Genomic DNA, 12,561 nt, shown 5'->3' with positions numbered 1-12,561 from the left:
GTGCCAGCCGAGGGTTCACCTCTCCCCGTCGGGGAGAGGTGGACACGACGGGCAGAGGTGAAGACGACCGCTCGCGCCCGACTTCAGCTCATCCGCCGCCGCAGCGTCGCCGACGGCGTCTCGCCGAATTTTTCGCGATAGGCCCCGGCCATGCGGCCGAGATGGGTAAAGCCGAGGTCGAAGGCGATGTCGGTGATCGAGACGTCGGGTGAGGCCTGCGCGAGCCGCGTGTGCAGACCGGCGAGGCGCATGTCGAGCAGCATCTCCGAAATCGATAGCCCGAAGTGACGGCGGAAGCCGAGCTGGAGCGCACGGATGCCGATCCCCGCCGCGCCGGCAAGTTGCGCGAGGTCGAGCGGCTCGCCGGCATTTTCGGCAAGATGGTCGCGCGCGGCACGGAGCGCGCGCGGCAAACGCTCGGCTCGCCCCGAGAACGTCCTGATCGCATCCGACCGGCCATGCCGCAGGCCGTTGAGAAGACGATCGAGCAGCATCTCGCGCCAATCGGCCATGGCGATCGGCGACGTCAGGCCGGATGGTCCGAGCCGTTCGGCAAGCGTCGTCAATTCGGCAAGACTGGTTCGCAAGGCCTGGCCGGAGGGCGTGTTCAGGTCGACCGCGGGATCGAACTCGACCGGGCCGGCCGCCGAGCCGGACAGCGCCGCAGCACGTTGTTCGACCATGCGACGATCGAGCAGCAGGATCGCCTGCGCACAGTCGCTCCAAATCATCCGGGTCGGGATGGTTGGCGATAGCAGCGAGGCGGTCCGGCCAGGGGCAGCATCGAATTCGCCGGCGCCGACACGAATGCGAGCTGCTCCCGAGAGCGGGATCTGGACCAGGAAGAAGCGGTCGAGGCAGCCGGGATCGATGCTGACCGATCCGCCATAGGCAACGTAGTTGATGGAAAAGCCGTCGAAATTAGCGCAATTGTGCCGCGCGGAGAAGCCGGCTGCACGCGCACCTGCCGGCTTGAGATCGTGCGGACAGAAGATGCGCCCGATCTGTTCGGCCGCTTCATCGACATCATCGGTGGTGACGCGCGCGAAGGCCGCAAGCCGTTCCGCTTGGGACACCCTTGCGCTCATTTCCTGCACGGCTGCGGACATTTCGACCACGCTTGGCGTCCCGGAATTGCTTTAAGCCTATAATAATTGCCCGAAAGCGAAAAGGGCCGTGTCGCGAAATCGTCGTGCTGCATGGCAATAGGCTCGCCGGATTCGTTTAGCGGATAGACAGGGGGCCATAGCTGTCCGAAGCTCTGTCCCCGCCGGAATCCATGAGGAGCAAGCCATGACTGCACTCGAAAAGGGCATTACCGCAAACGGCACGGGCTATGGCGGCAAGAGCTGGAACATCCTTGGCCAGGTCTATTTCCCCAAGGCCGTCACCGATTCCACCTTTGCGTTCGAGACCAACAGCGATCCCGGCCAGTTCGTGCCGGTGCATATCCATCCGACCCAGGACGAGTTCATCCTGGTGCAGGAAGGCACGCTCGACCTCAAGCTCGACGGCGTCTGGGTCAAGGCCCATGCCGGCGATCTCGTGCGCATGCCGCGTGGCATTCCGCACGGCTATTTCAACAAGTCCGACAAACCGTGCCGCGCGCTGTTCTGGGTCTCGCCGATGCAGAAGCTGGAGGCGCTGTTCAATCAGCTCCACAATCTGACCGACCCCGCCGAGGTCGTGCGCATCTCGGCGCTGCATGAGGTCGACTTCCTGCCGCCCGAGGCCAACGACTAGGCATCCCGCCTCCTCGTTCACCCTTCATCAGCTTGCAGCTCCGCCGGCCGCGCCTTGCGGCCGCACGAGGCCGCTTGCGCGCAAACCACATCGATTGCGAGCCCTCCCATGGTCAGCCCCAAGCATGTCTGCGTGATCGGCGCCGGCGTCTCCGGCCTCGCCACCGCAAAGGCGTTCTCCGCCCACGGCCACCGCGTCACCATCGTCGAGCGCAGCGGCGATCTCGGCGGCGTCTGGGAGCCGGCACGCTCCTACCCCGACGTGCAGACCCAGAGCCCGAAGGAGCTCTACCGCTACACCGATCTCGCCATGCCTGAAACCTATCCGGAATGGCCGACGGGACCGCAGGTCCATGCCTATCTCGCAGACTACGCCAGGAGGTTCGGGCTCGACCACATGCTGCGCCTCAACACCGAAGTCGCCGGCATGGCGCGGCGCGCCGACGGCAAGCCAGGCTGGACGCTGACGACCAAGAACGGCGCGAGCACCAACGAGGATTTCGATTTCGTCGCGGTCTGCATCGGGCAGTTCAACGAGCCCCGCGAACTGCATTGCCCCGGCGAAGACGGTTTCCTGGCGCAGGGCGGGCAGATCCTGCATTCATCGAAATACGGCGACCCGGCACTGGCGAAGGGACGCCGCGTCGTCGTGCTCGGTGGCTCGAAATCGGCGACCGACATCGCCGTGAACGCGGTGAAGTCGGGCGCGCGCGAGGTCACCATCGTGATGCGCGAGCCGGTGTGGCGTATCCCCTATTTCATCGGCGGGCTCGTCAACTTCAAGCGCATCCTCTACATCCGCGCGCAGGAGGAGATGTTTCAGGGCTGGGATGCGAGCACGATGGCGCGGCTCGCGCACCGCATCTCCGCACCGCTGGCCTGGGCGAACTGGCGCGGGCTGGAGAGCCTGCTGAAGGCGCAGCTCAAGCTCAACAAGTGCAAGATGGTGCCGAAGGAGCGGATCGAGGACGGCGTCAACTGCTCTGTGCCGATCGCAACGCCGGGCTTCTATCCAATGGTCGCCGACGGCCGGATCAAGGCGGTGTTCGGCACGTTCGATCATTATGAAGGCGACACGATCGTGATGAGCGGCGGCGAGCGTGTCGGCACCGAGGTCGCCGTGCTCGCGATCGGCTACAAGCTCGGCGTGCCCTTCCTTCCCGAGGCCTATCAGCAAAAGCTGGTCGATGCCGACGGGCAGTACCGGCTCTACCGTCTGATCGCCAACCCTGACCTGCCTGACCTCGGCTTCGTCGGCTTCAACTCTTCGTTCTGCACCGTGCTCTGCGCCGACCTCGCCGCGAACTGGCTGGTGCGCTATGCCGACGGACAACTCGCACGGCAGCCGACCGCGCAGCAGATGCGCGACAACATCGAGATGATGCTGCACTTCAAGCGGGTCGAGCGGCCGGCCGCCGGCGTCTATGGCGGCCTCTGCGTTGCGCCATATCACTACCGCCATTTCGACGAGCTGATGGCGGATATCGGTGCGAAGCAGCAAAAGCGCGTCGGGCTCGCCGGGCGTTTCCAACCGCCCGACGCGGACGCCTATGCCAGCTTCCTGGCTTCGGCGCCGGAGTACCGGGCGGCAATATGAGATCGGACAACCCGATTTGAAACTCGCCAGGTCGCAGGTTTGATGCTTACGATCCCATGATCGACGAATCTCCGGGACATGGGAACTCGTCATGGGACGACGATGTCACGCCGCCGCGGCCGTGGCGGCGCTTGCGCTCCTCCTCACGGCGCCCGCCGCAAGCCGGGCGCAGGCCCCGACGCCGGCGCAATCGGAAGCGCAAGCCGCCTACGATCGCGCGCTCGCCGATTTCAAAGCGATCCTGGCGGAGCGGCGCCGCCAGATCGAAACGAAGCAAAAGCTGCCGAACCTGCCGGGCCAGGCGCTTTATCTCGCCCGTGTCGCAGTTATCAGCACCTACAAGGATCTCACCGATGCCATGCCGTCGCGGATCGGCAAGCCGAACAAGTTCGGGATTCCGCCGGCCTATTTCGATGCCGCGATCGAGCCGCTGGTCGACGAATATGCCGACATCTTCGAGATCATGGAGGCGCCGCCCGCGAGCGCGCAGGATTCGGCAACGCCGTTCAGGGACGTCGTCGATCTCGGCGCCGCGATTGCGCGCGCGAAAGGCCTTGCGCCGACTGACGCTGCCGCCGCAGGCCGCATCAGCCTCGGGCTGTTCTACGCCGAGACCAACGGCAAGCAGAACGTCCGCAATGCGCGCTCGAACACCTATATGGGCAGTCTCCAGACCGGCCCCTCCGAGGACCGCAACGGCCAGCGCAAATGGGAGGCCATCAAGGGTACGATCGCGACGCTGGATCCCGCATTGAACGCCCGCGACGACAAGGAGGAGGCGCGGTCGCGCGGCACCGACCGCCGCTTCAATCACTGGACCAATGTGCGCGACGGGCTCATGAACGCGCACGCCGATCTGTTCCGCGAGATCCCCGCAATCGTGAAGACGCTGCCCGATCCAATCGAGCAGATGAAGTTGTTCGAGCTGATCCAGATCATCCCGACGCCGACGCGCGCCGCGCTGAGCTCGGGCGACCTCCTGAACTACCGCGTGTCCAATCCCACCATCATGAAGCACCTGCGCAACAACAGCATCTTCGCCTTCGGCAAGACTGACCGGGCCCGAAGCTCGGCCAGCTTCCGCGAAATCCTCGGCGCGATGTGGCTGTTCAAGCGCAAGTTCGACAAGGCGATGGTGAAGTATGCGGAGATCAAAGGGCGCTAGTTCTCCACCTGGTATCCGTCGGTCAGCGTCTTCAGGAACGCGATGATGTCGGCCCCGTCCTGCTCCGTCATCGCCGGCTTGTCGCCGGGGCGACGGTTGAAGGGCGGATCGATGACATCGACATTGCCGTGATATTTTTGCGGCAGGTCGTCGTACTTCCGCACCGTGCCGTCGGCCGCGCGCGGAAACACCTTCTCCGGATTGGTGTCGCGGAAATTGTAGAACTCGAGCACCTCTTCCAGGGTCTTGAACACGCCGTTGTGGAAGAAGGCGTGACGCGTCGCGGTATTGCGCAGCGTCGGCGTCAGGAACATGCCGCAATATTGCGTCTGCTCGGAGACGTCGGTGCGATGGGGACCGCAGATGCCGAGATCGAAATAGCCGGGATCCTTGTTGCCGGCGAGCGCGGCATTCCGTGGCGCGCCGAGCGCCTCATATTGGTGGTCGGTGAACATCGGCGGCAAGCCGTCGCGGGTCGGCGCCGAAGTATGACAGCCGGCGCAATTCGCCTTGTCGGGATCGTTGAACAATCGCAGGCCGCGCAATTCGCTCTCGGACAGCCGCGCCTTGCCCTCGAGCCAATAATCGTACTTGCTGGTGTAGGGATGGAAGCCCGGCTCCTCGACCTGATAGCGCGCGACGGCGAACATCGCCTCCGCGATCAGCAGCCGCTGATTCTTCAGCACGCCGGCGCCGAACAGCTCGACGAACCGCTCGGCATAGGGCGCGTGGCGCAGCTTCTCGACGACGATCTCCGCGCTGCCGCCGTCCATCTCGTTGGGATCGAGCAACGGAAACAGCGCCTGGTCCTGAAGCGTATCGGCTCGGCCGTCCCAGAACAGGCCGCCCTGCGGTACGATATTGGCCGAGGCCTTGGTGCCGCCCGCGGTCTTGGTCGCGCGCGCGGCCTGCTGGCCGAGCGCGGCCATCTGCGCGAGGTCGATGATGTTGTCGTCGTCGCCCTTGTCGGGGCCGATGCTGAAATTCGGCTGGCGCTCCAGATAGGTCAACGATGGCACCGCACGCGCGCCCTGCCGCGTCAGGTCGGCGCCGCCGAGCATGACCGGCCCGTCATTGGGCGGGCCATAGGCATGATCCGGGCTGTGGCAGGACGCGCAGGACAGCGCGCCGGATGACGACAACGACGCGTCGAAGAAGATCGCCTTGCCGAGCTGCGCCATCGCCGAGAGCGGCGCGGCCTGTGGACGGTAGAGTTGAACCGGGTTCGGGTTGACGCCCGATTGGGTCGCCTCGGCCAGTCCTCGCGTCTCGGCCGCAAAGACGGCGCCGGCCAGCGAGAGCAGGCCGGCGCCGAGGAGCCACAAGGTGCGGCTGGGCATAGGATGTCCTTGCCGGACTAGTGGTGATGGTGCTCGTCCGGCGGACTGACGATGACCGTGCCGGCGGTCGGATCGAGGAACAGCGCGTCGGTGCGGAAATCGTGACTGTGATCGTGCTCGAAGTCGAACAGGTCCATGATCGATCCCGAGGTCGCATCGAACGAGCCTGCACCGAGACGTTTGCCGCGCAGCCAGTTGTCCTCGATGAACCGGACCACGGAAGCCTGCGAGATGTAGGTGCTGCTCACGTGGTTGGTCTTGGCGTAGGGCGAGACCACGATGAAGGGAATCCGCGTGCCCGGACCGCAACGGCCGTTGACCGGCTTGCCGCCGAGGCCGTTTGGCGCCGGCTGCTTGGTCGGACCGAGGCCGCACAGGCCGGGACCGGTGACCTGATCGGCGGTCGGATCATACGAGGCGGACTTCGGCGCGATATATTGATGGTCGTACCAGCCGTCGGAATCGTCGTAGGTGATGATGACGGCAGTCTCGCGCCATTCCGGCTGCTTCTGCAGGAAGTTGAGCACCTCGACGGTGCCGGCCTGCTCGTCGAGCGGATCGGAGTATCCAGCGTGACCGTCCTGATAGGCCGACAGCTTGACGTAGGAGACAGCCGGGAAGTTGCCGGCCTTCACCGCCGCGTAGAAGTCTTCGAGATCGTAATTGTGGTTGGCCGGATCGACCTTGCCGTTGAAGTCGTGGGTATGGCCGATCGCGCGCACCGAGTTCGGCCGGGCATGAGTCGGGTTGGCGGTCGACTTGTAGTACTGGAACCAGGCGTGGTGAGGGATGTAGTCCGCAGTGGCGGCACCCACGACGGTTGAAAAGGTGCTGCGCGCGCATCCGGTGGTGCCGTTGGCGTTCTTGAGCGTCAGGTCGAAACCGCCCATGAAGCTGCCCCAGCTGATGTGCTCGTCGTTGAGCAGATCGCCGATATTCTTGCCGTTCATCAGCACGGTGCTGGTCGTGCTCGAGCAGACATCGATGCCCGGGTCGGTGTCGCCGATCAGCGTCAGGCCGCCCTGGCCATCGGGAACGGTCTGGGTCGAGGTGCCGACGACGTTCACGGCGCCGTTGGTCTGCCCCGAGATCACCTCGAGCATACCGGGCGTCGACGGACCAAAGGTGTCGGTCCAGGCATTATCGCTCATGGCGAAGTGCTGGGCGTAGTTCCACAAGGCAGTTGTGGTGTTGCCGTCGAAATAGCCCATCACCTGACCATTGGTGCCAAACGCGCCGGCGCCGCCGGCAGTGCCGCGGCCAGTGAATTTCGGGAATAGGTCTTCCTTGCCGTTGTCGACGGCCTCCTGCTCGGGCGTGTAGGCGTGGTTCTGCGAGCGCGTGTTGGCTTGGGTGCGGTCGAGACGGAACGGATCGGTCGCGCCAGCGCCGTTGGCCGGGTTGTTGTTGGGGTTATTCACCAGCAGGTTCGCATTGGCGAGGTTGTTCACCTTCGGCGTATGCGGCTTCGGCACGAAGGGGATCGAACCGGGTGGATTGGCCGCGTGCGGATAGGTCGCGAAATAATGGTCGAACGAACGGTTCTCGTTGAAGATGATCACGAGGTGCTTGATCGGTGTTTCCGTATGAATGTCATGCGGATGACGATGATTGTCGTCGCGATCGCCGCTCCGGCCGAAGTCGTCGGCGAAAACGGGAATGCTGCACGCAAGGGTCGTCGCGGCCGCGAAAATCGCGACCGTCGTCAAATATCTGGATTTCATTTTTGTTTGCCCCGAAGGATTGACCGCGCAACCGTAGCGATCACGGGTGACAGAGCTGTGTCAGTTTAACGCAAGAGACATCTTGCGCTGTTGTTCGGACAGAAAATGTTGCAGGCCTCGGCTGCAGCAGACCTTGTCGCGGACGCTGTCGATCGAGCGAGCTGAGATACTGATCGGCTATCCGCGCCACCGCTCGATAGGGAGCCGCAGCAAATGGCCGCCGCCGGGGATGCCGCTCGCTACGGATCGGCGCATCCTTCCGGTTATTGTCCCAGGCATGGCGCAAGACGCCGGTGGTCACGGCCCCGCAACGGCGACAACGCGGCGAGCAAGAGCCGGGTGGAGGAGCCTGGACATGTCACCTTCTCCTCACCTTTCTTCTTCCGACCGCCTGGCTCCGTCACGCAGCCTTTGACACAATTCTGGTTGATCGTGCCCGCGATGAAAAGCGATTTGTCGCGACAAACCTGTCAGAGGCCACGACGCTGTTTGCAGTGCAAGGGCCGTGACTGCCATGGCTATGGTGTTTCACGACCCGGTATTTGTTGGTAGCCTGCCGCACCGACAGACAATCATCGGGGGCACCGAATGACCGCAGCGAATCCCGCCGATCTCACGCAATCTCGCGGTACGTGGAAGCGTAGCGGGTGGGCGATGGCCGCCGCAGCAGCCGTGGTTGCGCTCGCCGGTTGCGAGGACAAGAACACGTTCGTCGCGCCGCCGCCGCCGAAGGTGGATGTCGCAACGCCGGTGCAGCGTCCGATCACGCGCTACGTCGAGGCCACCGGCAACACCGCCCCGATCAAGAGCGTCGATCTGGTCGCGCGCGTGCAGGGTTTTCTGCAAACGATCGACTACACTGACGGCACCTTCGTCAAGCAGGGGACCCAGCTGTTCACGATCGAGCCCGAGACCTACAAGCTCAAGCTCGACCAGGCGCAGGCGGCCGAGACCGGCGCACAAGCCTCGCTCCGGCAGGCCGAAGCCGACTTCAAACGCCAAAGCGATCTCGTACAGCGGCAGGCCGTCTCGCAGGCGACGCTGGACACCTCCACGTCGACCCGCGACAACGCCCAGGCCAACCTCCAGCAGGCCCAGGCCAACACCAAGCTCGCCGAGGTGAACTACGGCTACACCAAGGTGACCGCGCCGTTCGACGGCATCGTCAGCGCGCACATGATCTCGATCGGCGAGCTCGTCGGCGTCTCCTCCCCGACCCAGCTCGCAACCATTGTCGCGATGGATCCGATCTACGTGAACTTCACCGTCAACGAGCAGGACGTGCTGCGCATCCGCGCCGAAGCCGCGCGTCGTGGACTGACGGCGGCCGACCTCAAGCAATTCCCAATCGAAATCGGTCTCCAGACCGAGACCGGCTATCCGCATGAGGGCAAGCTCGACTACGTCGCGCCGACGCTCAATTCATCGACCGGCACGCTTGCCGTGCGCGGCCTCGTGCCCAATGACAAGAGGGTGCTGCTCCCCGGCTATTTCGTCCGCGTCCGCGTGCCCTTCACCCAGGAGAAGGACGCCCTCCTCGTTCCTGATACGGCGCTCGGCAGCGACCAGGGCGGACGCTATCTGCTGGTCGCCAACAAGGACAACGTCGTCGAGCAGCGCAAGGTGCAGACCGGGCCCGTCGACAACGGCCTGCGCGTGATCGAAAGCGGCTTGACGCCTGGCGATCGCGTGGTCATTTCGGGGCTGCTGCGCGTGATCCCGGGCCAGAAGATCGACCCGCAGCAGACCAAGATCGAGCAACCGCAGGCCTCGAGCAAGTAGGGGCTGCCAGCCATGATCTCAAAATTCTTCATCGAGCGGCCGGTCCTCTCGAACGTCATCGCGCTGCTGATGATCCTGATCGGCGGCGTCGCGCTGTTCAACCTCGCGATCGCGCAATATCCCGATGTGGTGCCGCCGACGGTGCAGGTGACGACGCGCTATCCCGGCGCCAGCGCCAAGACCGTGATCGACACCGTGGCGCTGCCAATCGAGCAGCAGGTCAACGGCGTCGAGGACATGCTCTACATGCAGTCCTACAGCGGCTCCGACGGCACCTACACGCTGACGGTGACCTTCAAGATCGGTACCGACCTCAACTTCGCGCAGGTGCTGGTGCAAAACCGCGTCTCCAGCGCGCTGTCGCAGCTGCCGTCAGCCGTGCAGAACCAGGGCGTCACCGTGCAGAAGCGGTCGACCTCGATCCTGCTGTTCGTGACGCTGACATCGCCCGACAAGACCTTCGACAGCCTTTACTTGAGCAACTACGCCACCATCAATGTCCGCGACGAGCTCTCCCGCCTGCCCGGCGTCGGCAACGTCACCGTGTTCGGCGCGGGACAGTATTCGATGCGGGTCTGGCTCGATCCGAACAAGCTGCAGGTCCGAGGCCTCGTGCCGCAGGACGTCATCAACGCGATCCAGCAGCAGAGCCAGCAAGTCTCTGCCGGACAGGTCGGCGCGCCGCCGACGCCGCCGGGACAGGCGTTCCAGTACACGCTCAACGTCAACGGCCGGCTCGACGATGCCAGTCAGTTCGAGAACATCGTCGTCAAGACAGGCAGCAGCGGCGACGTCACGCGCGTGCGCGACGTCGGCTCGGTCGAGCTCGGCGCCCAGACCTACAGCCAGCTCTTCTCGCTCAACAAACAGCCTGCGACCGGCATCGGCGTGTTCCAGTCGCCCGGCGCCAATGCGCTTCAAGTCGAGCAGGCCGTCGAGAAGAAGATGGTGGAGCTCGCCAAGCGCTTTCCGGAAGGCATCAAGTACGACACGCCGTTCGACACCACCAAATTCGTGAACGCCTCGGTGCACGAGGTCTATATGACCCTGATCGAGGCCGGCCTCCTGGTGCTGGTCGTGATCCTGGTGTTCCTGCAGGACTGGCGCGCGATGCTGGTACCGGCGACCACCGTGCCTGTCACCATCATCGGCGCCTTCGCGGCGATGGCGGCGCTCGGCTTCACCATCAACATGTCGACGCTGTTTGCGATCGTGCTCGCCATCGGCATCGTGGTCGACGACGCCATCGTCGTGGTGGAAGGCGCCGCGCACAATATCGAGCGAGGCATGAACGGCCACGATGCCGCGATCAAGGCGATGGACCAGCTGTTCGCGCCGATCGTCGGCATCACGCTGGTGCTGATCTCGGTGTTCCTGCCGGCCTCGTTCCTCGCCGGCCTCACCGGGCGCATCTATTCGCAGTTTGCACTGGTGATCGCGGCGACCGCGCTGCTGTCCGCCATCAACGCGGCGACGCTGAAGCCGACACAGTGTGCGCTGTGGCTACGGCCGGCGGTGCCACCGGAGCAGCGCAATGTCTTCTACCGCGGCTTCAACGCAGTCTATGACCGCGTCGAGCGCGGCTATACGAGGCTGATCACGTTCCTGGTGAAGCACGCCATCGTCTCGGTCGCGTTCGCATTGCTCGTGATCGGGGCCAGCGGCTACGGCCTGTCGCGGGTGCCGACCGGCTTCCTTCCGATCGAGGACCAGGGCTATCTGATCGCGGCCGTGCAACTGCCCGACGGCGCTTCGCTGGAGCGGACCCAGGCGGTGCTCGACAGAGCGAGCGGACTGATCAAGGACACGCCCGGCGTCCAGCAGGTCATCACCATCGCCGGCATCTCCGCGCTGGATAACAGTGCCAGCCTTGCCAATGCCGGGGTCGCTTACATCATCCTGAAGGACTGGGAGGCGCGCAAGGGTCCCGGCGAGGATCTCCGCTCGCTCGTGTACGGACTGAACGACAGGCTCGCCGAGATCATGGAGGCGCGCACGATCGTCTTGCCGCCGCCGCCGATCCAGGGCATCGGCAATGCCGCCGGCTTCTCGATGCAGGTCGAGCTACGCGACGGCAACAGCGATTTCGCCAAGCTCCAGGCGATCACGGGCGCGATGGTCTCGAACGGCCAGAGCCAGAGCGCGCTCCAGCGCGTGCAGTCCTCGTTCCGCTCGTCGGTGCCGCAATTCAACGTCGAGATCGACCGCATCAAGACCCAGACGCTGCACGTGACGACCGACCAGGTGTTCGCGGCGCTGTCGACCTATCTCGGCTCGTCCTTCGTCAACCAGTTCAACAAGTTCGGGCGCGTGTTCCAGGTCTATACCCAGGCCGATCCTGCCTTCCGCGTCACCGAGCGCGACATCGCCAACATGATGGTGCGCAACTCGAACGGCGACATGATCCCGATCGGCACCGTCGCCACCATCACGCCGGCCACCGGCCCGTCGCTGATCAGCCTCTACAATCTCTATCTCTCTTCGACCGTGATCGGCCTGCCGGCGCAGGGCTATTCCTCCGGCCAGTCGCTCAAGCTGATGGAGGATATCGCAGACAAGACGCTGCCGCCGGGCACCGGCTATGAATGGACCGCGATGTCCTATCAGGAGAAGGCAGTTTCGAACCAGATCTACTGGGTGTTCGGCCTTGCCATGCTGCTGGTCTATTTGGTGCTCGCCGGCCAGTACGAGAGCTGGTACGCACCGATCTCGGTGATCCTGGCGGTGCCGCTGTCGCTGCTCGGGCCGATGCTGATCCTCTCGGGCCTCAAGATCGACAACAACCTCTATTGCCAGATCGGCCTGATCCTCCTGATCGCACTGTCGGCCAAGAACGCCATCCTGATCGTCGAGGTCGGGCTCGAGCTGCACGGCCGCGACGGCAAGCCGATCATCGACTCCGCGATCGAGGCGGCGCGCGCCCGCTTCCGCCCGATCCTGATGACCTCGTTCGCCTTCATCCTCGGCGTGGTGCCGCTGGTGTTGGCAACAGGCGCCGGCGCCAGCGCGCGCAAGTCGATCGGCATCACCGTGTTCTCGGGCATGCTGGCCTCGACCTGCCTGGCGGTGCTGTTCGTTCCGGCCTTCTTCGTAGTGGTGCAACGGTTCGAGAACTGGCGCAATTCGAAGAAGGTACCCAAGGCGCAGCCGGTCGCGGAGGTGAAGTCCTAAATCCAGGCTGCCTCCGAGGAAAGATTCTGGATTGCTTCGC

8 protein-coding genes are annotated in these 12,561 nt (G+C 64.4%); 5 read left to right on the top strand and 3 right to left on the bottom strand.

What is annotated here, in order from left to right:
* Positions 1-83 precede the first annotated feature (83 nt).
* Positions 84-1,109 (bottom strand): AraC family transcriptional regulator, encoded by a 1,026-nt coding sequence (locus XH88_RS15735; protein ID WP_271670359.1) that lies wholly within the window; start codon positions 1,107-1,109, stop codon positions 84-86.
* Positions 1,110-1,293: 184 nt separating this feature from the next.
* Here XH88_RS15735 and XH88_RS15730 point away from each other — a divergent pair, with 184 nt between their 5' ends.
* The 3 genes from XH88_RS15730 to XH88_RS15720 all read left to right on the top strand — a co-directional run bounded on the left by XH88_RS15730 (position 1,294) and on the right by XH88_RS15720 (position 4,504).
* Positions 1,294-1,743, top strand: coding sequence for a cupin domain-containing protein (locus XH88_RS15730; RefSeq protein ID WP_057743125.1), 450 nt, complete (start codon positions 1,294-1,296; stop codon positions 1,741-1,743).
* A 108-nt stretch (positions 1,744-1,851) separates the two neighbouring features.
* On the top strand, positions 1,852-3,339 hold the full coding sequence (locus tag XH88_RS15725) for a flavin-containing monooxygenase (RefSeq protein ID WP_271669209.1): 1,488 nt from the start codon (positions 1,852-1,854) through the stop codon (positions 3,337-3,339).
* A gap of 91 nt (positions 3,340-3,430) precedes the next feature.
* Positions 3,431-4,504 carry a hypothetical protein gene (locus XH88_RS15720; protein ID WP_271669208.1) on the top strand — a complete coding sequence of 358 codons (1,074 nt, stop codon included), beginning with the start codon at positions 3,431-3,433 and terminating at the stop codon, positions 4,502-4,504.
* On the opposite strand, the gene XH88_RS15715 is transcribed toward XH88_RS15720, so the two are convergent.
* Together XH88_RS15715 and XH88_RS15710 are read right to left on the bottom strand one after the other, a co-directional pair.
* Positions 4,501-5,844: a cytochrome-c peroxidase gene (locus tag XH88_RS15715; RefSeq protein ID WP_271669207.1), complete on the bottom strand. Its 1,344-nt coding sequence runs from the start codon at positions 5,842-5,844 to the stop codon at positions 4,501-4,503. The two genes, XH88_RS15720 and XH88_RS15715, sit on opposite strands and share 4 nt — an antisense overlap.
* Before the next feature lie 17 nt (positions 5,845-5,861).
* Complete coding sequence (locus XH88_RS15710; protein ID WP_271669206.1) at positions 5,862-7,568, bottom strand: phospholipase C; 1,707 nt, start codon at positions 7,566-7,568, stop codon at positions 5,862-5,864.
* A gap of 588 nt (positions 7,569-8,156) precedes the next feature.
* Between XH88_RS15710 and XH88_RS15705 the strand changes: the two genes are divergently transcribed.
* Both XH88_RS15705 and XH88_RS15700 read left to right on the top strand, forming a co-directional pair.
* The gene (locus XH88_RS15705; RefSeq protein ID WP_271669205.1) at positions 8,157-9,350 is read left to right on the top strand and encodes an efflux RND transporter periplasmic adaptor subunit; all 1,194 of its coding nucleotides are present in this window, start codon (positions 8,157-8,159) and stop codon (positions 9,348-9,350) included.
* 12 nt (positions 9,351-9,362) lie between these two features.
* A complete protein-coding gene (locus XH88_RS15700) occupies positions 9,363-12,521 on the top strand; it encodes an efflux RND transporter permease subunit (protein WP_271669204.1) in 3,159 nt (1,052 codons plus the stop codon).
* The last annotated feature ends 40 nt before the right edge of the window (positions 12,522-12,561 follow it).

It is taken from the genome of Bradyrhizobium sp. CCBAU 51627 (assembly GCF_028128765.1).
Lineage (GTDB): Bacteria > Pseudomonadota > Alphaproteobacteria > Rhizobiales > Xanthobacteraceae > Bradyrhizobium.
This window is presented reverse-complemented; position numbering and strand designations above follow the sequence as displayed.